21 protein-coding genes are annotated in these 20,072 nt (G+C 40.8%); 14 read left to right on the top strand and 7 right to left on the bottom strand.

Going from position 1 to position 20,072, the window contains the following annotated elements; translation table 11 throughout:
- Positions 1 to 561: 561 nt before the first annotated feature.
- On the bottom strand, positions 562 to 990 hold the full coding sequence (locus H6G77_RS28990; RefSeq protein ID WP_190873410.1) for a type II toxin-antitoxin system VapC family toxin: 429 nt from the start codon (positions 988 to 990) through the stop codon (positions 562 to 564).
- A 20-nt stretch (positions 991 to 1,010) separates the two neighbouring features.
- A complete protein-coding gene (locus H6G77_RS28985) occupies positions 1,011 to 1,250 on the bottom strand; it encodes a hypothetical protein (protein WP_190594551.1) in 240 nt (79 codons plus the stop codon).
- A gap of 359 nt (positions 1,251 to 1,609) precedes the next feature.
- Here H6G77_RS28985 and H6G77_RS28980 point away from each other — a divergent pair, with 359 nt between their 5' ends.
- From H6G77_RS28980 to H6G77_RS28940, 8 genes are all read left to right on the top strand, one after another.
- Positions 1,610 to 2,008 carry a hypothetical protein gene (locus tag H6G77_RS28980; protein ID WP_190873409.1) on the top strand — a complete coding sequence of 133 codons (399 nt, stop codon included), beginning with the start codon at positions 1,610 to 1,612 and terminating at the stop codon, positions 2,006 to 2,008.
- A 179-nt stretch (positions 2,009 to 2,187) separates the two neighbouring features.
- Positions 2,188 to 5,421: a tetratricopeptide repeat protein gene (locus H6G77_RS28970; RefSeq protein WP_242049337.1), complete on the top strand. Its 3,234-nt coding sequence runs from the start codon at positions 2,188 to 2,190 to the stop codon at positions 5,419 to 5,421.
- A 242-nt stretch (positions 5,422 to 5,663) separates the two neighbouring features.
- Positions 5,664 to 5,939 (top strand): hypothetical protein, encoded by a 276-nt coding sequence (locus H6G77_RS28965; RefSeq protein WP_190873408.1) that lies wholly within the window; start codon positions 5,664 to 5,666, stop codon positions 5,937 to 5,939.
- Entirely contained in the window at positions 5,939 to 6,373 is a 435-nt protein-coding gene (locus H6G77_RS28960) for a PIN domain-containing protein (RefSeq protein WP_190873407.1), read from the top strand. Before H6G77_RS28965 ends, H6G77_RS28960 begins: the two co-directional genes overlap by 1 nt.
- On the top strand, positions 6,354 to 6,515 hold the full coding sequence (locus H6G77_RS28955) for a hypothetical protein (protein WP_190675251.1): 162 nt from the start codon (positions 6,354 to 6,356) through the stop codon (positions 6,513 to 6,515). Before H6G77_RS28960 ends, H6G77_RS28955 begins: the two co-directional genes overlap by 20 nt.
- A 23-nt stretch (positions 6,516 to 6,538) precedes the next feature.
- Entirely contained in the window at positions 6,539 to 6,922 is a 384-nt protein-coding gene (locus H6G77_RS28950; RefSeq protein ID WP_242048618.1) for a DUF433 domain-containing protein, read from the top strand.
- A 26-nt stretch (positions 6,923 to 6,948) separates the two neighbouring features.
- Entirely contained in the window at positions 6,949 to 7,278 is a 330-nt protein-coding gene (locus H6G77_RS28945) for a hypothetical protein (RefSeq protein ID WP_199331687.1), read from the top strand.
- A 375-nt stretch (positions 7,279 to 7,653) separates the two neighbouring features.
- A complete protein-coding gene (locus H6G77_RS28940; RefSeq protein ID WP_190873405.1) occupies positions 7,654 to 8,136 on the top strand; it encodes a hypothetical protein in 483 nt (160 codons plus the stop codon).
- A gap of 21 nt (positions 8,137 to 8,157) precedes the next feature.
- Here the strand turns inward: H6G77_RS28940 and H6G77_RS36375 are convergent, their stop codons facing one another.
- Entirely contained in the window at positions 8,158 to 8,280 is a 123-nt protein-coding gene (locus H6G77_RS36375; RefSeq protein WP_277877377.1) for a hypothetical protein, read from the bottom strand.
- On the opposite strand from H6G77_RS36375, the gene H6G77_RS28935 reads away from it, so the two are divergent.
- The 5 genes from H6G77_RS28935 (at position 8,279) to H6G77_RS28915 (ending at position 12,763) form a co-directional block, all read left to right on the top strand.
- On the top strand, positions 8,279 to 8,479 hold the full coding sequence (locus H6G77_RS28935) for a hypothetical protein (RefSeq protein WP_190594559.1): 201 nt from the start codon (positions 8,279 to 8,281) through the stop codon (positions 8,477 to 8,479). The genes H6G77_RS36375 and H6G77_RS28935 overlap by 2 nt on opposite strands.
- Positions 8,476 to 8,739 (top strand): type II toxin-antitoxin system RelE/ParE family toxin, encoded by a 264-nt coding sequence (locus tag H6G77_RS28930; protein ID WP_190873404.1) that lies wholly within the window; start codon positions 8,476 to 8,478, stop codon positions 8,737 to 8,739. The genes H6G77_RS28935 and H6G77_RS28930 overlap by 4 nt, the downstream gene beginning before the upstream one ends.
- A 331-nt stretch (positions 8,740 to 9,070) precedes the next feature.
- Positions 9,071 to 11,566: a phosphoenolpyruvate--protein phosphotransferase gene (gene ptsP, locus H6G77_RS28925; RefSeq protein ID WP_190873403.1), complete on the top strand. Its 2,496-nt coding sequence runs from the start codon at positions 9,071 to 9,073 to the stop codon at positions 11,564 to 11,566.
- A 96-nt stretch (positions 11,567 to 11,662) separates the two neighbouring features.
- Entirely contained in the window at positions 11,663 to 12,061 is a 399-nt protein-coding gene (locus H6G77_RS28920) for a hypothetical protein (protein WP_190675245.1), read from the top strand.
- Between the two features lie 33 nt (positions 12,062 to 12,094).
- Positions 12,095 to 12,763, top strand: a complete 669-nt coding sequence (locus H6G77_RS28915) for a polysaccharide deacetylase family protein (RefSeq protein WP_190873402.1) — start codon at positions 12,095 to 12,097, stop codon at positions 12,761 to 12,763.
- A gap of 412 nt (positions 12,764 to 13,175) precedes the next feature.
- On the opposite strand, the gene H6G77_RS28910 is transcribed toward H6G77_RS28915, so the two are convergent.
- From H6G77_RS28910 to H6G77_RS28895, 4 genes are all read right to left on the bottom strand, one after another.
- The gene (locus H6G77_RS28910; protein WP_062298591.1) at positions 13,176 to 13,517 is read right to left on the bottom strand and encodes a helix-turn-helix transcriptional regulator; all 342 of its coding nucleotides are present in this window, start codon (positions 13,515 to 13,517) and stop codon (positions 13,176 to 13,178) included.
- 171 nt (positions 13,518 to 13,688) lie between these two features.
- The gene (locus H6G77_RS28905; RefSeq protein WP_190594564.1) at positions 13,689 to 14,132 is read right to left on the bottom strand and encodes a hypothetical protein; all 444 of its coding nucleotides are present in this window, start codon (positions 14,130 to 14,132) and stop codon (positions 13,689 to 13,691) included.
- A 438-nt stretch (positions 14,133 to 14,570) separates the two neighbouring features.
- The gene (locus tag H6G77_RS28900; RefSeq protein WP_190873401.1) at positions 14,571 to 15,812 is read right to left on the bottom strand and encodes a murein transglycosylase A; all 1,242 of its coding nucleotides are present in this window, start codon (positions 15,810 to 15,812) and stop codon (positions 14,571 to 14,573) included.
- 477 nt (positions 15,813 to 16,289) lie between these two features.
- Positions 16,290 to 17,627, bottom strand: coding sequence for a proton extrusion protein PcxA (locus H6G77_RS28895; protein WP_190873400.1), 1,338 nt, complete (start codon positions 17,625 to 17,627; stop codon positions 16,290 to 16,292).
- A gap of 79 nt (positions 17,628 to 17,706) precedes the next feature.
- Here H6G77_RS28895 and H6G77_RS28890 point away from each other — a divergent pair, with 79 nt between their 5' ends.
- Positions 17,707 to 20,019, top strand: a complete 2,313-nt coding sequence (locus tag H6G77_RS28890) for a recombinase family protein (protein WP_190873399.1) — start codon at positions 17,707 to 17,709, stop codon at positions 20,017 to 20,019.
- The last annotated feature ends 53 nt before the right edge of the window (positions 20,020 to 20,072 follow it).

The following is a 20,072-nucleotide window of genomic DNA, read 5'->3' as shown; positions in this document are numbered from 1 at the left end:
AGCTAGTTTGTCTTAATTGCATTAAATTTTGCGTCAGTATATTTGACAAAATCTGGTGGTGTTTAGATTTTGTGCATCAGTAATATCTCTGCTAAAAATAAGTGCGGGAGTAGAGAGAATAAAAGCTAGAAATATATATTTTGTTTAGATGTCAAGGACTGGATTTATTGTCCTAACGACGGAATCTTTTGTCCTAACGACAGAACTTTTTGTCCTAACGACAGAACCTTTTGTCCTAACGACAGAACCTTTTGTCCTAACGACGGAATCTTTTGTCCTAACGACAGCAACTTTAAATATTAGTTGGTAAAACAACTTAACGCGCGGGTGCATCCCAGTTTTTAGTTTTCACATAGAGGATAATTGTCATTGCGTACTCCTTCGGAGAAACAAGCTACGCGTAGCGTCTCGCTCCAGAGGAACGACGTAGGCGTAAGACTTCCCGCAGGGTAGCAATCTCATGCACTCGTTCAAAATAGTAAGATTTTGCGATTGCTTTGTTCCTCGCAATAACACATAAAAAAGTGGGATGCTCCCTTAACGCGCAGCTTTCCCAAAGAATTATTCAACTAAATGAACCCAAGGCAAAACAGAATGAACTTTGTTAAATAAACGTTTATCACCTGTGTAGAAATTTGCCTGAAATCTTTGGGCTAACGCCAAATAATGAGCATCATAAGTAGCTGGGAGGTTGAGTTGTTGTGCGATTTCCCAAGCCTGTTGATGAAGTTGCTGATCACTGTAAAATTGAATAGATAAATTTAAAACATTATTGATACATTTTTGAGCTTCTGTCTGCAATAATTGTTTTGCCAGTTGCATTCTATGAAATACATTTGTGACTTCGTAGCATAAAAGAGTTGGAGCAATAATCTGAGCTTGGTTCTGCTCCCAATTATCCCACAAAGCTAAATATGGGGATGTTTTTGAGGTATAAGTAACTAATTTAATTAAAAAATTAGCATCTACACAAATAAATATTGTATTCATAGTTATTTTTGACTGAGTAACTAATCTGCTAACAATTGTTGGTCTCGTTCTTCTCGCATTTGATAAATTATTTGGTCAATATCTGGCTCAAAGGGTTGACCATTATATCTTTGTTGGATAGCTTGAGCATTAGTTAAAATTTTGGTACGTAAATCTTGCCAATTAGATTTATGCGCTAACTTTTGCTTCAATAGTTCTTGTTCTTCAACAGATAAAGCTTTGATGGCATTAACTAAAGATTCAACAAGCTGAATGTTCATAGATTTAAAATATTGATTACCATTTTTTGCTAATAGATAATTAAAATATAGCCGAATTTTTGTTGGGTTACGCTTTGTTTTATCAAACTTATCAAGCTAAGATAGGGTTTAATATCATGTCCGGTTAATTAGTTATGATTCCCACAGTCATTGCACCCCACCCCCTAACCCCTCCCCGTTCACGGGGAGGGGAGACAAAACATAGTTTTGGCGGGGTGGGGTTCTTCGGTTTTTATAAGTAATCAAGCGGACATGATATAATTTGTCTGAATCTAAATTATTTCAGTTAAATTGCGTAATTTAACGCTAAAACTGTGTATTTCTAAATAAATTAAGATGCACCTAAATTAAAGTAGCACATGGAACCTTTGACTACTGCGGCGATCGCACTTGGGTCTGTAGTCGCCACCAAAGCCTTAGAAAGAACAGGTGAAATGGTTGGCGAAACCCTGTGGAATAAAACTGGTGAGTTGCTTGTCAAGCTGAGAAAACACTCACCGAATGTTGTAGCGGCGATTGAAAAAGCACCAGCCACACCGTTAGATTATGGCAATGTTGTAATTGAAATAGAAGCTGCGGCTAAGGCTGATCCTGAAGTGGCGCAAGCTGTACAAGAAGTGGTGACAGCAGCACAAGCGGAGACGAATCCCAAGTTTGTAGACATCATGACAGCACCTAATTTAACAAAATTGGCAGACAAAATTGGTCAAGTTGTGATGTCGGGTGGGAAAGGTAAAGTTCAAGATATGCGTTTTTAATCTTATTTAATATTCTAAATTATTTCCCCAACCCGCCCAGAAATAAATTTCCGGGCTAATAGCGCAAGTCTACTCAAGTAGACTGAAACCTTTCTTCCTAGTCTTCTTCAGAAGACTTTAGCTATTAGCCTTAGAATTAATTCTGAGGCGGGTGTGACAACTGATGCACTTAACCATATATGCCTGAAGACTTTAAAAAGTTAAGCGATAAAATTGGTCAGGTTATTTTTCCTGGTGGGAAAGGAGTCATTAAAAATTTAGTTATAGAAGGACAAAAACAATTAACTCCCACAAAACATATACCACGCGGTTCTGTTCACTTTGTCGGGCGTGAAACAGAACTGACACAAGCACATGAAGACTTGCAGCGTGGTAATTATGTCGCAATATCAGGAATGGGAGGCGTAGGTAAAACAGAACTTGCTACCCAATACGCCAAACAATATCAAAATAATTATGGCGGTATTGTTTGGTTTAATGACAGAGCCAGTAATCTCGCGGCGGAAGTTTTGAGCTTTTTTGTTCAACTTGGTTTGGAGATACCCCAAGAACAAGGCGGAAGACTGTTAACCTTGAAAGAACAAGTTGCTTGGTGTTGGTTGCAATATCCCCAAACTGACTTACCCATATTAATCGTCTTTGATGATGTCACCAGCTTAGACAACCTGGGCGGAGTTGTCCCCAACGATAACCGCTTTCGGGTTTTGGTGACAACTCGCTTGCGAAATTTAGATCCAAACTTGATTCAAGAAATTCCTTTAGATGTTCTCTCACCAGAGAAAGCATTAGAACTGTTAAAAAAATTGTTGGGGAAAGACAAGCGAGTAGACAACCAACCAGAAACCGCAAATGCAATATGTGAATTTTTAGAATATTTACCTTTGGGGATAGAGTTAGTCGGTGCTTATTTAGCACAAGACCCAGATTTACATCTATATATAATGTTGGAGCGATTGCAACAACGCAAGTTAGCCGAAGCAGCATTACAAGACAGGGAAACTCTCAACTCAACACAACTGGGAGTGAAAGCCGCCTTTGCTTTAACTTGGGAAGAACTCGAACCACTGACGCAACAACTAGGCAGATTTTTGAGTTTATTTGCGCCCCAGTCTATTTTATGGGATTTGGTAGTGTGGGTGGCGATTGGTGGAGATGATGAAGATGAGCCTCCTGCAAGTGATGATGTAAACACTAGTCAAATTACCCCCCTTAATCCCCCCTTGGAAAGGGGGGAGACTAGAGAGTCTGATTCCTTCCCCGTGGAAAAGGGGGAGACTGAAGAGTTTGATTCTCTCCCTGTGGAAAGGGGGGAAACTGAAAAGTCTCGTTCTCTCCCCGTGGAAACAGAGAAAAGTTCCCTCCCCTTTACAAGGGGAGGGTTAGGGTGGGGTAATTCAACTGAAATCAACGAAGCAAAAAAACAACTCTACAAACGTCACTTGCTGCAACAAGTAGAAGACAGCCAAGGATATTATAAAATTCATGCCTTAGTGCGGTGGTTTTTGCAAGAACAGTTAGTCAATGCTGGCAAGATAAAGCCGGTTTTAGAAACCACTTTCGCTTCTGCAATGATAACCGTTGCTCAAAGCCTCCCCCAGTCAGCAACGTCTGAAGATATCAAACGTGTTAAAGATGTTATTCCCCACATTGAAGACTTGGGAGAACGGATAATTGCAGAAGTAACCCAAGCAAAAGAACAACAGATAAATTCCTCAGCATCAGTACCTAATGATGAAGTATTTTGGGTATTTGAGGGAGTAGCAAGATTTTATCAGGGACAAGGACTATATCAATTAGCTGAAGATCAGTATGCGGAATGCGTCAATGTTTGCCAAATTTTATTTACAGGTGATCATCCCGATGTTGCTACTAGCTTGAACAATTTAGCTTTACTTTACGATAGTCAAGGCAGGTATAGTGAAGCCAAACCTTTGTACATTGAAGCCTTGGCAATGACACAGCGCCTATTTGTTGATGATCATCCCGATGTCGCTACAAACTTGAACAATTTAGCCTTACTTTACTTTAGCCAAGGCAGGTATATTGAAGCCGAACCTTTGTACATTGAAGCTTTGGCGATGACACAGCGCCTATTTGTTGGTGATCATCCCAACGTCGCTACAAGCTTGAACAATTTAGCCTTACTTTACTTTAGCCAAGGCAGGTATATTGAAGCCGAACCTTTGTACATTGAAGCTTTGGCGATGACACAGCGCCTATTTGTTGGTGATCATCCCAACGTCGCTACAAGCTTGAACAATTTAGCCTTACTTTACTTTAGCCAAGGCAGGTATATTGAAGCCGAACCTTTGTACATTGAAGCTTTGGCGATGACACAGCGCCTATTTGTTGGTGATCATCCCAACGTCGCTACAAGCTTGAACAATTTAGCTGGGCTTTACGAAAGCCAAGGCATGTATGGTGAAGCCGAACCTTTGTTAATTGAAGCTTTGGCGATGATACAGCGCCTATTTGTTAGTGATCATCCCAACGTCGCTAGAAGCTTGAACAATTTAGCTGCACTTTACAAAAACCAAGGCAGGTATATTGAAGCCGAACCTTTGTACATTGAAGCTTTGGCGATGACACAGCGCCTATTTGTTGTTGATCATCCCGATGTCGCTAGAAGCTTGAACAATTTAGCCTTACTTTACTTTAGCCAAGGCAGGTATATTGAAGCCGAACCTTTGTACATTGAAGCTTTGGCGATGACACAGCGCCTATTTGTTGTTGATCATCCCGATGTCGCTAGAAGCTTGAACAATTTAGCCTTACTTTACTTTAGCCAAGGCAGGTATATTGAAGCCGAACCTTTGTACATTGAAGCTTTGGCGATGACACAGCGCCTATTTGTTGTTGATCATCCCGATGTCGCTAGAAGCTTGAACAATTTAGCCTTACTTTACTTTAGCCAAGGCAGGTATAGTGAAGCCGAACCTTTGTACATTGATGCTTTGGCGATGAGACAGCGCCTATTTGTTGGTGATCATCCCGATGTCGCTACTAGCTTGAACAATTTAGCCTTACTTTACGGTAGCCAAAGCAGGTATAGTGAAGCCGAACCTTTGTTAATTGAAGCCTTGGCGATGAGACAGCGCCTATTTGTTGGTGATCATCCCGATGTCGCTACTAGCTTGAACAGTTTAGCTGCACTTTACGAAAGCCAAGGCAGGTATGGTGAAGCCGAACCTTTGTACATTGAAGCCTTGGCGATGTTGCAACGAGTGTTAGGGGATAATCATCCCAATACAGTGACAGTGAGAGAAAATTTGGCAATTCTGCAACGCCAGTTAACTCCCGTTCCTATTTGGCAACGGTGGTTAGGTAAGTTTTTCCAATTATTATTAGTAATATTAATTTTACCGTTTTATTTATTGTGGCAACTGGCTAAAAAATTAATTCGTAATTCGTAATTCGTAATTATGCGAGAGGTTCAGATCCCCCCTAGCCCCCCTTAAAAAGGGGGGAATTTTTCTTCAAGTCCCCCTTTTTAAGGGGGATTTAGGGGGATCTTCAATGTTCAAACTGTACTAACTGAACCGTATTGGTTTATGAAGCGATCGCTCTCATCAATAATCAAGATACGATGGTTTTGCAGTAGGCGAATCGCAATGCTACCCTAGTTCATAGTCATGACAAAATCACAACAATATTTATGAACCTTCCGCCCCAACTACAAGAAAAGATTGAAAAATGGGCAAACAGTCAGGGAATATCAACTGAGCAATTTATCTTGCAAGCCATTACAGAAAAAATTGCAACTCTCAGTCAGCAAAAACTAGCAGAAGATACTCAACCCAACCTCAACCAAGCAAACCTCTATCGCAAAGATGGAATCTTAGTTGTAGACGCAGAATTACCAGCAAACTTTGATATTAATACTTTTATAGATGAATTGAGAGAAGAACGCATTCAAGAACAAATAGTTTAATGAAAGTTTTGTTTGATACTTCAGCCTTAGTTCCTGCAATAATTGTCAATCACCCACAACATTCGGTTTGTTTTACTAAGATTCAATCTGCAAAATCTGGGCAAATTCAAGGGTTTATTTCAACGCACAGTTTAGCTGAAACATATTCTGTCATCACACGCTTACCTGTTCAACCACGTATCAGTCCTCAACAAGCTCAAAGCATAGTTGTAGATATACTACAGTATTTAGAAGGAGTTCCACTAGTTGTCCAAGATTATCAAAATGCGATCGCTCAAATGGCAACTTTAAACCTTCCTGGTGGCGCTATTTTCGATGCTTTAATTGCTCAAGCTGCATTAAAAGCCCAAGTAGATATTTTACTAACATTAAATCCAAATCATTTTACTCGTTTGGGAAGTGCGATCGCTTCAATTGTACAAGTCCCTACGTAGCAAAAAATGGTTTTGCGCTTGGCGATCGCTCTCATCAACAATCAAGATACGATGGTTTTATGGTAGGCGATCGCTCTCATCAACAATCAAGATACGATGGTTTTATGGTAGGCGATCGCTGTTTGTAGATAGAATAAAATAAAGGTATATGTTGGTTGGAATTCAATGGAACCCAACATCATCAAGGCTACCATTTCTTTAATCACTCGTAAACAAATGCAACTAGAAGATTATTTTGAATTTCTAAATCCAGATGACATCCGAATTAAAGGACATCGCATTGGCATTGATCATGTAATTCAATATTACCTGCAAGGATATTCGTCAGAGGAGATTCTAGAAGAATTGCCTTCTCTTAATTTGGAAAAAATTTACGCGACGCTTACCTATTACCTGCAAAATCGTACAGAAATAGATGCTTATATGTTGCGGTTATCTAAGTGGCAAGAACAACGCTATCAAGAATCTTTAGCTAATCCTTCTCCTTTAATGCAACGTTTAAAAGCATTTAAAGCACAACGTGAACAGGAGTTACTCAACCGCGCGTGAAGATACGTTTTCTTTTAGATGAAAATTTGCCACCTAAGCTAAAGACTGCCGTTTTGCGCTTTGATTCAACAATAGATATTTTACGTGTAGGCGAGGCCAATGCACCACCATTAGGTACACTTGATCCAGATATATTAAAGTATCTAGAATTATCCGAAAGGTTATTAATTACAGACAATCGTAAAAGTATGCCTGGACATTTAGAAAAACACTGGAGTGATGGAGGGCATATTTGGGGGCTAGTTTGGTTACGTTCTAGTGGTAATCTTAGTAGCTGGGCAGAAACAATTTATATCATCTGGCAAGTGACAGAAGCAGAAGAGTGGATTGATAAACTAGACTGGATTCCCATCTAAAAAATTAATTTTCTATGGACGAGGCGGCGTTGATAATGGTTCAAATCTCCGACTTCTTCAAGAAATCGGTGTTTTAGTTGTAGACGCAGAATTACCAGCTAACTTTGATATTAATGCCTGTATAGATGAATTGAGAGAAGAACGTTTTACTCGTTTGGTAAGTGCGATCGCTTCAATTGTAAAAGTTCCTACGTAGAGAGAGGTTCAGATGTGTAGGTTGGGTGGAATGAAATGAAACCCAACATAATCAAAATTTTGTTGGGTTACGCTGTCGCTTCACCCAACCTACCATTTCTTTTGAAGTGACAATTGAAGATTTGATAAAAGTGGTGGAAGAATAAGTGAAGAAAAACCTGTATTTTAGCTAATTTATGTATGGCATCGTTTAATTTAAGTGTTGCTCTAAAATTCTTAAAAATTTATGCCACAGTCGGACTGATTAGTAGTTTGATAGTACATATATTGTCTTTGTTGCTCTCAGTCATTGATTTAAACTCCTTTGGAGTTGTACTAAGTTGCTTACAGTTAGGAATAATATTGCTGTCACTTTTCATTTGGTATATTAACCGTCAGATGAAATATGGTAATTCTGACAGAGACACATATCTTGAACAAAGGGAAAGCGATAGCACTTGGAAAATCACTTCATCACAATGTCCTAAATGGATGAAATTTATTATTCAGGCTAGTAATATATATACATTGCTCTTTTGGTGGTTAGGTTTTATTTTAGTAGCCATTCACCAAATGCCTTTTGAGACATGGGCAGTACGCTGTTTTTCCACAATATTAATGTTGATGTATCTAAGATGTTTAGCTTTAGTCATCGCTTGCTATCGAAGATACCAGATTTTTTAAGGCTAAGAATCAGACTGTAGTTTATATAACTACTATTTTCAGTGCGATCGCAACTAGATATTCTAAATCTATTGGTAAACTAGAGAAAGACCATAATAATGGTGTAAATATCAGCGATAAAAAGCAAGTAATGAGGTATATCATGCAACCGACAAAAACTAGACAAGCATTACTCAAAGCTATTTATGAAGAATTAGAACAAGCTTATGACGACACTTTAGAAGATGTTTTAGAGTTACTAAAAATTCGTAAAAATGAAGATGAAGAGGATATTCAAGATATTTATGCTGCGAAAAATGATACTACTATCTCTTGGGAGCAATATAAGCAAGAGAGTGCATGATTTATCAAATAGAAATTACAACCAGGGCAGCTAAACAATTAAAAAAGCTACCTGAAGATATTAAAGTTAAAATTGAAGAAAAAATTCAAGAGTTATCCAACAATCCTCGTCCTAATGGCGTGGTTAAGTTAGAGGGTGAAGAAGATACCTATCGTGTTCGCGTGGGTAAGTATCGTATATTATACGAGATTAAAGATGATTTATTAATAGTTAAAGTCGTTAAAATTAGTCATCGTAAAGATGTTTATCGCCGCAAATAGAGCTAGTTAAATTTAATCTTAGCCATGCTATTGATACTTTAGTTTGTTTCTGAATATAAACAGGACTTACGCAAAAGTATAAAAAAATGAACCGCAAAGGACGCATAGACGCGATAGCGGCTTCCCGCAGGGTAGGACACGAAGTTATAAGAGTTTGAGAGAGTTATTGCGTAAGTTTTAATCAACTCTGCTCGCATCCCTCCCCCAGATACAACGCCTCATTCTAAAGATTTCTGGACAATTGTAAGGGAAATGAAATATTGATGTTATTTTGGACTGCAACGAGTAGCTTGCTCAATCTCAGACTCTCAACAAGGTTGATGGTGTTGCAGTGGTCGGAATAGTTATCGTTTCTCATAGTAAACAATTGGCTCTGGGTGTGCAGGAACTTGCTGCACAAATGGTTCAGGGCAAAGTTGCGATTGCGGTGGCGGCTGGTATTGATGATGCGGAAAACCCACTTGGTACGGATGCGCTGAAGATTTATGAGGCGATCGCATCTGTATTTAGCGATGATGGTGTATTAGTATTGATGGATCTTGGTAGTGCGGTCATGAATGCAGAAATGGCTGTGGAGTTTCTGCCAGAAGCACACCAAGAAAAAGTATACCTCTGTGAAGCACCATTGGTTGAAGGTGCGATCGCCGCTACCGTTGCAGCCGCTATAGGTAAAAATATCCAGCAGGTAATAGCAGAAGCCAGAGGAGCATTAAACGCCAAAGCCACACAATTAGGCATTACTAATACAACATTTGTTAGCAGCATTAATACACAAGCAATAACAAGTACTGCTTATCCGAATCGAGAAATTCGGCTGACTGTGAGCAATCGTTTAGGCTTACATGCGCGTCCGGCGGCGCAGTTTGTCGCCACAGCCGCAAAATTTCAATCTCGCATTCATGTGCAGAATTTAACCAGAAATACTGCCGTTGTTCGGGGTGACAGTATTAACCAAGTGACAACTTTGGGAGTGCGTCAAGGACATGAAGTTTTAATTACTGCGACTGGTATTGATGCAGATGCAGCACTAGCGGCATTACAAACTTTATTTGCGAATAACTTTGGTGAAGATAATACAGCTGTTGTCTTGCCGCCAGCAGTCCAGCCAGAAGCAACAGCAGCGACTCATGGCGAACTTTCAGGAATTGCGGCTTCTCCCGGAGTTGCGATCGCACCTGTAATTCATTATCAACCTGCTCCGGTGACAGTAACACAATACCACGTCAACGACCCAGAAGCAGAATTGCAGCGTTTACAAGCAGCTATTCACACCGCACAACAAGAAATTCAGACAATCTTTTCCCAAGCAACTTTGCAAATCGGTGACACGGAAGCCGCTATTTTTGATGCTCATTTACTATTTTTAGAAGACCCTGTGTTGTTGGAAACTGTACAGCAACGCATCATGGAACATCACCTCAATGCCGAAGCAGCTTGGCAAGCCGCAGTGGATGAAGTTGCAACTTCCTACCGCACTTTAGATGATGCGTATTTAAAAGAACGTGTCGAAGATGTGGTGGATGTGGGACAAAGAGTGCTGCGACTGTTAGCCGGAAGTGCTGCTAGTAGTTTGTACCTTGCCGAACCTGCAATTTTACTAGCCACAGATTTGACACCTTCCGATACAGCCGGGTTAGACCCCAGTAAGGTACTCGGTATTTGTACAGTGTCAGGAAGTGCTACATCCCACAGCGCCATTATTGCGCGGACATTGGGGATTCCCGCCGTTTTGGGTGTCAATCCTGAAGTGCTGCGCTTGCAAGATGGTACTTTGATGGCGTTGGATGGTGAAAGCGGTAAAGCTTGGGTAGAACCAGAAGCAGATATTCTCGGTGCATTGGAGGCTAAACGAGAAGCTTGGCAAACTGCTAAACAAGAAGCACTCGCCAAGGCGCATCAACCAGCAATTACCCGTGATGGCAAACAAATCAATATCCTCGCCAATATTGGTAGTATTGCAGATGTCCAAGCGGCGGTGGCTGGTGGTGCGGAAGGTGTGGGACTGTTGCGGACGGAGTTTTTGTATTTAGGGAGAAACACCGCACCCACAGAAGAAGAACAACTAGCAGTGTATCAGGCGATCGCCCAAGTTTTAGATAACCGTCCGCTAATTATCCGCACCCTTGATGTTGGCGGTGACAAGCCATTACCTTATTTGCGATTCAACTTTTCTGAAGCTAACCCCTTCTTAGGCTGGCGGGGGATTCGTTTTTGTTTAGATCATCCAGATTTATTTAAAACTCAGTTAAGAGCCATTTTACGCGCCAGTGCGGAACACAAAATTAAGGTGATGTTCCCGATGATTGCTAGTGTCACAGAAGTACGAGCAGCTAAGGCAATTTTAGGGGAAGTACAGGCACAATTGCGGCAAGCTGGTATTTCTTTTGATGAAAATCTCCCAGTGGGTGTAATGATTGAAGTCCCGGCGGCTGTCGCCATCGCTGATAACTTAGCGGCGGAAGTTAACTTTTTCAGTATTGGGACAAATGATTTAAGTCAGTATGTCATGGCAGGCGATCGCACTAACCCCAGAGTAGCGTATTTAGCCGATGCCTTACACCCTGCTGTATTGCGAATGATTCAACGAACTGTTAAAGCAGCCCACGCCGCCGGAATTTGGGTAGGATTATGTGGAGAATTAGCCGCAGATCCAAGCGCCGCCGGAATATTATTAGGTTTGGGGTTAGATGAATTGAGCGTTAATCCCCAAGCTATCGGGATCATTAAACAAGCGATCGCAAAATTAACTGTAGCTCAAGCCGAGGCGATCGTTGCTACCGCATTACAATTAGATTCGGCAAATGATGTTAGAGCTTTGGTGCAGTGAAATGCTCACGCAAAGGCGCAAAGGCGCAAAGGTTTTTTCTCTGTGTCTGTCCACTACTTAAGATTTAATGTATAAATTGTCTCTAAAGTCTCAAATATGAATTGGAAGTACTACATCCCTCATATCTGGGAGCAAGAACGTCAAATCTGGGAAGATGTTTACTTACTTCCAGATGATGGTAGTTACAATGACGAAGCTCTCTGGTTAACTCTAGATGCTTTAGGTAATCCAAATAATCTAGAAGATGAATCTGATTTTGATGAGTTTGAAAAGAAGTTGTTGAAAAAACTTGGTGATAATTCTTATCTTATTGATGGAACAGAAATTGTAGTCAGGACAGAGGATTTTTCCAAAGCAGAACTTTTAGAGTGGGTGCGATTATGGTTGCAGCAGCAAGGATTTTCTGTTTCAGGGTTATTTGAAGCATCAGCAGAAGATTTTCAAGGTAAGGCTTTTCATGTAGATTTCGTGGCTCACCTTAAATCGTTAAATTGAGACTAGACTGGGGAAAGCTACGAAAAATTAGTAATGCAGTTTGCTTTCTCGTTTCCTTTAATCTATCGGATTCTTCAACCGAGCTTTCCTGATTGTCTTTGGAGTGGCGATCGCAATTGTAAGGCGATCGCACTTACTTTTGACGATGGCCCCCATCCCCAATACACACCCCAAGTTTTACAAGTTTTAGACCGCTACAATATCACAGCTAGTTTTTTTTGGTTGGGTGCTTGTGTGAATCGTTCACCAGATGTTGCTAAAGCCGTCAGCGACAGAGGCCATTGGATTGGTTTACACGGTTATGATCATCGTTCTTTCCCTTTACTGACTCCCAAGGAACTCAAGGAAAGTTTAGAAACAACCCAAGCCGCTATTTACAACGCTTGTAACCTGAACCCCTCACAGGTAGTTGATGTTCGACCTCCCAACGGTTTATTTACACCCAAAACTTTAAAATTTTTCCGTCAATGGAATTACCGTCCCGTCATGTGGAGTGTTGTCCCAGAAGACTGGGTAAGGCCAGGAATTAACACCGTAGTACGGCGAGTTCTACAACAAGTACAAAATGGTTCACTCATCGTCTTGCATGACGGCGTTTGTGGCGGACAAGATGTAGCCGCAACAATAGAAATCCTAATTCCGCAATTGCTACAACAAGGCTATCAGTTTGTGACAGTAGACAATTTATGGCAACACAAATAGGACTTACGTACCAAGATTGGGTGTAGGGGTGAAAGGGTATGGGGTGAAAGGGTTTTGAATACTTATACCATTTTGGATTTTAGATTTTGGATTTTGGATTGGGAAATTGCTTACTGGTGAGCTTTTCAGTAACCTATTTGTTGTAATCATTTTTCAAATTGGTATTACACCCTCATACCCCTGTACCCTGTTCTAAAACCTTATTTTTTCGTTTTTTGCGTAAGTCCTCACAAATAATGACGAAAAATCACCGATAGATCATCACTCGCCAAAACTCTTTGACAGATGACCCATCGGTTTATCTAAGAAATTTATATTAGTTAGGAATGAGATTAGAAAAAACTAATCATCAAACATAGAAAATTACAGACTTTTTAGCCTGTTCCCTGTTGCCTTTTAGAAAAAGAATATGTTAGCTACTCGTGGCTTTGTGCTTTGGAGCAACTTCACTTTCAGAATTTAAGGTTGAGGTGGTAGCCTCAGTACCTAAAATCTGATGTATTTCATTTATTGAACTTGGTTTGGCTACAGGTTCTTCTAATGGTTCGTTCACATATTCTATTAGGTCGTCTACTTGACAATCTAATGCCTTGCAGAACCTAATGATTCTTTCAATGTGGTCTGTCCCAGTTCTGCCGCTTTCCCAGTTTTGAATAGTGCTTTCAGTTACGCCTACAAGACGCGATAGTTCAAGCTGGGTAAGCCCTGCTCTTTCACGAAGCAAAGCAATCCTCGGTTTTGGCTTTTGTTTCACAGCTACAGCACTTTTATCTCGATATATAGTGCTAGATCCTAGCACCAAAAAAAACCTGCGCCTAGAAAATCCCTAAAAAAACTTTATTTTAAACTATCTTTCTTAAAAATCTCGCCCTAACGCCTTTTTTTATAAGCACTATTAAGCATTTGACGACTGCTCATAGGCACATCAAAGACATTTTTGTAACTGTCTTTCTAAATTAGCCCGTAACCATAAATCAGCCGCAGACCAAACCCACAGTTGATTCGGTGCTTCTACAAAATCCTCCGGTTTATGTGTGACAATTGCATCTAAAAGTTGGTCATCAACACAAACAAATTCGACAGCCGATTCAAAATCTCTTAATGGTGATGAACGTGCTATTTGGAGAATTTGTTGGTCAACAATACAAATGTTGATTTTTTCTCGTAACCAGTCAATTACTATTTCCGCAATTTGACTGTTTTGCAAGCGGCTAGTATAAGCAGCTATTTTTTGCCAGCCAATATCTGTTAAATACAGCTTGATGGATGGATGCACTCCATCGAGTAATTCTCTGACATCTTCTGTCAATTTGTTGCGATTTATCAAAGCATCTAAGATTAAATCGGCATCAACTAAAATCCTGAACACTTGCGACTCCCATGATCGACTGAATAAATACAGCTAAAATTTGGTTAATATCCATGACGTATGCGCCCCTGACAGTGAAGTGTAGTCAGCACTAAGTTTTTCTGTAGATAACCTGCGATCGCTTAAAGTACGAAGATAAGGTGCTGCTAATATAAACGAACATTAGTTGTAGTGATTAAAAGTTAAACTTACATAATCAACTACACGGGAATTAATCATTATTTCAGATTTGATTTTCCACATTTTTTTGCCAAATATTAAGGCAAGTAAATTATTTGTGATAAAACTATAAACTCAGAAAACACACTCCACTTCAAACAACCATCAAATACACGCAATAAAAGCAGGCTCTAACATAGCTCTGTCTTATACTGACTATTAGCCAAAATGACGGCAGATGATTGCTTGAGTTCCTGGTGCAGAATTTTTAGGAATTTTTTATGGTTTGAGTAACAGGTAATACAACTGCCCATTGCTAACGGTAACACCAGCACGCTCTCCAGCGATTTTACCCGTCCCCAAAAAATAATCTACTCTACCGGCACCTTTAATTGCTCCACCTGTATCTTGATCAAGCACATAACGGCTCACAATCTGATGTTCCATCTCGCCGTTAGCTTGGACAAAGGGAAAAGGAGCGCGAATCAAAGCTAAAGCCCCAGGTGGCATGAGAGACTTATCTGTAGCGATGGAACGTTCTGCGGTGAGTGGTACATTAATTGAACCTTGGGCTGGTGCGCCGTGGTTTTCTTGAAAAAACACAAAACTGGGATCACGGGGGATATAGATATTTAATTCTGGGGGATGCTGTTGGAAATAGTCGAGGATAATGGGCATTGTCATTCCCTGTAAGGGCAATTTGCCATCGTTGGCTAGTTCTCGACCAATACTTTTATAGTTGTAACCTGTATTACCTGCATAACCGATTGTTGTATCAGTACCATCGGTTAATTGTAGTCGCGCTGAACCCTGAATTTGAATCATATATGGTTCTAAGCGATCGCGGAACCAAAATAACTCTAATCCCCGTAATTTGCCTTTTGTCCCTTGTAAACCATCAGCACCTTCCAATTCTAAACGGGTAGGATGGGGCTGCGGCCAAGAATTGATATCGGGAGGTAATCGATAAACGGGATAGCGAAATTCATCTGTGGGAGTGCGACTAGCCAGATACAGTGGTTCATAATAAGCGGTAAATAAAACTGTACCTTTTTGGTCTTTGCCGACAGATTGATAATACACAAACTCTTTTTCAATGGCTTGGTGTAATTCTTTGGCAGAGTTTGATTTTAAAAGCAGTTCGCGGAATCTGGTTAAACTTTTGATGACGCGATTGCGTGTAATTCCGGTGACGGGATATTTTTGATAAGCTGCGATCGCCCGTGAAGTTTGCAAATATTGTAAACTGCGGTCAATAGAAGTAATTAAAGCTTTTTTATCTGCTAATTCATCAAAACAAGATAGGTCATCTTGACAACACCCCACAGGCGATCGTTCAATCAAAACTGATTGCTGGTTTTCTAAAGCATCTGGTACATACCATTTTTTGATGCGACATACCGCCGAACTCAGTTCTCGAAATCCTAATGGTTGCGTCCCCACCAAAACACTCAAAATAATGATTGGTGGGGTAAGGAAAGTGGCTAGTTTGTATAGCAATCCTAAATGATTTACAAACATTTCTCCCTTGTCTCCCTTCTCCCCCTACTCCCTTCGGTGTACACACAAGTCTTATAAAGTTCCCTAGTAGTGTTTCGATCCCCCCTTCAAAAGGCTACGGTGTACACACAGGTCTTGAAATCCTACCCAACGTTTGGTTTCGTCGTCTAGTTTCCGGTTTTGAGATCGTTCTAGAAGCCTGTCATTGCGAGGAGGAACGACGTAGGCGTAAGACTTCCCGCAGGGTAGCAATCGCAAGAATTACGGGATTATGCGATTACTTCGCTCCGCTATCGCTGCGCTCGTAATGACAATAGTTTAAGGGGTCTATAACGCCTAAAACCCTTGCAGTTACTACTTGTGTGTACACCGTAGCTTCAAAAGGGGGGAAAATATCTCAAAGTCCCCCTTTTTAAGGGGGATTTAGGGGGATCAGAGGATTTGTGTGTACACCGCAGCCCCCTACCTCCTACTCCCTACTCCCAATTCCCTCTTAAACTACTCATTCATATTGCGATAAGTCGCCACAGCAGAAGGCGAAATCCGGTTGAGATAACGGAATATCCAGTATTTAAAAATCGTGTCTAAAATCACTGGAAATGTCGCAATAAACAAAAAGATAAAATCGCGGTTGGCTGGTAAACCCCAATGGCGCGATACACCTTCTAAAATTACTTCCCAACCGTGGGGAGAGTGGAATCCCACAAACACATCAGTAAACAAAATGATAATAAATGCCTTGGCACTATCACTCAAACCATAAACAAGATTATCAAAGAAATCTTTCAGCACGGCAATAGATTGCTTACTCACCAGCAGCAACCAAACAAAAGCAATTACCGAGAAAATATCTGCAAACACATTTTTAATCGCATTTGCACTTTCATCCCGAAATTCTTCTGCGATTTCTGCGGCTTTTTCTTTGAGTTTCTCTTCTATTGCTTCTGGATTCAGAGGCGGTGCAATGCCAATTAAATTTTCAAATCTTATTCTTTCTTCAAATCTTTGTAACTCTGATAAAGCTTCTTCTTCCATTTCAAAGTTTAGGAAGACATTAGCTGTTTCGGCTGGTCTAAAATTGGGAATTAATGGCCCAACAATCAAAGCTTTTGATAGTTGATGTGCTAAAAGAGGTACAATAATTAGTAATAATATAAATCTGATAGATATGATAGTTCTTCTTTGAGCTTGCCGAAAGCTTTTAACAACATCCTGCTCAGAATTTGGGTCTAACTCGACTTGTAAACGACTAATAGTTCCTAAAATTGAGCGAGGCAATACACCTGTTGTATCAGCTTTCCGCCGTGGTTTTTGTTTGGTTTCTAGGTTTTTATTTGGTAATTGTGGAGCTAATGGGGCGGGTGATTTTTGCGGAGTAACATCAGCAACTTTGACTATTTGTGGTTGATTAACTATGACAGAATTAGTTTCAATATCAGGTACGGTATATTTTGATATGACTTCATCAATAAATCTTAATTTTTCTAAAATTATCTCCGCACTAGGATATTCTATACCTGTTTTTCGTGCCGCTTTTTGATTAGATTCGTTGGAAAACCAACGGCTGGCGCGAAATTCTGTGAGGCGCATCCGCGCAATTTTTAATTGTTTTTTAAGGTCTGCCTCAAAATAATCCATCATGCTGTTGCTGTATTGGCTTGAGTCAGCATCTATTTTTTTACCGTTGAAATGCTCATCTTCGATGGATTTAATTTGTAATGCTGCTTGATAAGCCTCATCAAGAGAACGCTGTGGCGTTAATAAGTACCAACGGTAAGCAGCTAGTAAGTAAGAGTAAATTTTTTGGGTAAAAGCGAAATTATTCATTGTAGGCAATTATCCAGCCTTTTCTAGTGATTCTTAACCCTAAGTTAACGCACAAGATATACTAACCAAATCTAGAAGGAGAAAGTTTGTGGTTTCACATTCTGTTTGGATTGTCGGCAATAGCCGCAGTGGTAAGACAACTCGTTTGGTAGAACATTTTTGTCGTTGGCTACAAATAGAAAATCACAACTTGGGATTATTTTATACTAAAAAAGCTGGAAAAAAATCTGACAATTCCTTTTCAAAACCTTTTGTTTTAAAACAAACAGAACCTGGAGTTTTGGTATTAGCAGCAAATGATGACAATCGTCGGGAATTGTCTGACAAAATTGTTACAAAAACTTTAGGAAAATATCCCATTCGTGCTAAAACTCCCTTGGGTTTTTTTCAAGATGAAGTTATTTTATTTTGGCCTTTACTCATTGAGTTACTGCATCTTAAGGCACAATTTCCAGTAAGATTGCGCCCAGAAACTGAACAGGAATTAGCTACAAAACTCTGGCGTGAGCAAATCGATGCAGATATTCTGCGGCGTGCTGGAGTGAATGAATACCGTTTAGTCCGACGAATTTTGGACTTGTTGCAACTAGCCGCCTACAGTGGTACGGCTTGTGAAGGAATTGCTGAAGTTTTACAAAGCGGTTTAGAGGACAACGGCGTAAATCTAGAGCCGGAATTTTTAGCATCTTTGCTGCTAGATTGGCGTAACTGGTGTTTAGAGCGAGGCTTGCTCACTTATGGGATTATAACTGAACTCTACACGCAACACTTGTTAAGCGATCGCCATTATCAAGAACGTCTCAGGCAACGGTATCAAGCCATACTAGCTGATGATGTTGATGATTATCCAGCCGCAACCCGACAGTTATTTGAAACACTTTTACAGCAGGGTGCTGCTGGTGCATTTACTTACAACCCTGATGGCGCTGTACGCTTGGGTTTGGGGGCTGATCCCAACTATTTGGAAGGGTTGGCAAGGCATTGTCGCTTAGAAACTTTATTTACACCAGTCGCCCCATCCTTAGCCGATAACCTAGCTAGACCAATGGTAGAATTTATTACTCAACCAATGGTGATGTTAGAGTTACCTGCAACAGTCCAATCAATTCAAACTACCTCCCGTGCTGAACTATTGCGAACCACAGCCGAGGTGATTGGCAAAGCGATTAAGTCAGAAAGAATACAACCAGAAGAAATTGCCATCATCGCACCTGGTTTAGATGCGATCGCCCGTTACACCATCACCGAAATTCTCACCAAGCAAAACATCCCCGTCGAATCACTCAACGACCAACGCCCCTTAATTAGTTCACCCATGATTCGGGCATTATTAACCATGCTGGCACTCGTTTATCCCGGCTTGGGACGCTTGGTAGATAGAGATGCGGTGGCGGAGATGTTGGTGGTGTTGAGTAGGAGGCAGGGGGAGAGGGGAGAGAGGGGAGAGAGGGGGGAGGGGGGAGACAAGGGAGAAATATTTACTCAGCACTCCATACTCAGCACTCACATCGACCCGGTACGTGCCGGGTTAATTGCTGATTATTGTTTTGTACCTCATCCCGACAAACCTAATTTATTACCCGTCACCTCTTTTGAACGCTGGGATAGAATTGGCTATGCTGCGACCACAGCTTACACTCAGATATTACAGTGGATTGAAAAACAGCGATCGCAACAAGAACAGCGTTTAATTCCTAGCCCGATTTCGCTGTTGTATCTGGCAATTCAAGACTTTTTGTGTAAAGACAGTAACCCACCTTATGACCAAATGGCAGCCCTGCGGGAATTGCTGGAAACTGCCCAACATTATTGGGAAATTGATACTAGGTTGAGGCAGGAGGTAGGGGGAGAAGGGAGACAAGGGGGACAAGGCGGACAAGGCGGACAAGGCGGACAAGGGAGCAATCTTTCTACCTTGTCTACCCCCTCTACCTTGTCTACCCCCTCTCAGCACTCAGCACTCAGCACTACCTTGGCTGAATTTATTCAATTGTTGCGGCGTGGTACGATTACTGCCAATCCTTATCCCTTGCGTCCTATTGGCTTGTCGAGAAAAGCCGTCACCTTAGCAACTATTTTCCAATATCGTTCGAGTCGGCGATCGCATCGTTGGCATTTTTGGCTAGATGCTGGTTCTCCATTGTGGGCAAAAGGTGGTGCAGCGACATTATTTGGTGCGCCGTTATTCTTGCGCGATAGGTTAGGCGAATCTTGGACAGCCGAAGATGAAAAAATTAGCGAACAAGAAAGATTACAGCGAATTTTGGCAGACTTACTCTCCCGTGTATCCGAGAAAGTTTATTTATGTCATAGTGATTTAGCCGTCAACGGCCAAGAACAACTAGGGCCACTCCTACCCTTAGTACATACCTGTGTATCCGTGATTTCCAAAGTGGCTTGACACTGAATCAAAATTTTCCCAAATATCAACAGGATTTACACAATGATAGGCAA

This window comes from Aulosira sp. FACHB-615 (assembly GCF_014698045.1).
In the GTDB taxonomy this organism is placed as follows: domain Bacteria; phylum Cyanobacteriota; class Cyanobacteriia; order Cyanobacteriales; family Nostocaceae; genus Nostoc_B.
The sequence above is the reverse complement of the archived record's forward strand: the minus strand, read 5'-3'. Positions and strand labels throughout refer to the sequence as shown.